The following is a 644-nucleotide window of genomic DNA, read 5'->3' on the forward strand; positions in this document are numbered from 1 at the left end:
CTAGGGCGTGTCCTGTAGATCTTGATCTTTGGGTTCTGTAGACCATCCGGGTGGATGTTGATGAACGGCTGAAGCGTCATGATCTGACCGATGAGGAGTGGGAGTTGCTGGCCCCGCTTCTACCCGCGCATCCGCGGCAGGGACACCGGTGGAACGATCACCGGACCGTGATCAATGGGGTGATGTTCCGGAGCCGGGCGGGCTGTACCTGGCGGGATCTGCCCGCTCAGTACGGGAACTGGAAGACGGTCTATAACCGGCATCGCCGCTGGTCACTGGATGGGACGTGGGAGAGGATCCTCGATCGGCTGCGGGCCGGGGCCGATGAGGCCGAGGGTGAGGATTGGGCGGTCAGCGCTGATTCGACCGTTGCCCGCGCCCACCAGCACGCGGCCGGCGCTCGCCATGTCCCGGCCGCTGATGTGCCCGCGGGGGGCGCAGGCGAATGACAAGAATCCCGATGCCGGTCCGGGCGGTGAGGCGCTGGGGCGGTCTCGTGGCGGGCTGAGCACGAAGATCCACCTGGTCGCCGACCGCCGGTGCCGGCCGATCGCCCGGATCCTCAGCCCCGGCCAGCACGGTGATTCACCGCGTTTCATCCCGCTGATGGATCAGATCCGCATCGCCCGGCGTGGGCCTGGCCG

General features: G+C 67.2%; 1 protein-coding gene and 1 pseudogene. Both read left to right on the forward strand.

All coding sequences use genetic code 11. The features are described from left to right. Positions 1-50: 50 nt before the first annotated feature. Positions 51-449, forward strand: coding sequence for an IS5 family transposase (locus HKK72_RS43080; protein WP_187239466.1), 399 nt, complete (start codon positions 51-53; stop codon positions 447-449). Continuing rightward, positions 370-644, forward strand: a pseudogene (locus tag HKK72_RS40430) (hypothetical protein); the annotation flags it as partial. The gene HKK72_RS43080 and the pseudogene HKK72_RS40430, both read left to right, overlap by 80 nt.

The organism is Actinomadura sp. HBU206391 (assembly GCF_014323665.1).
Taxonomy (GTDB): Bacteria; Actinomycetota; Actinomycetes; order Streptosporangiales; family Streptosporangiaceae; genus Actinomadura_C.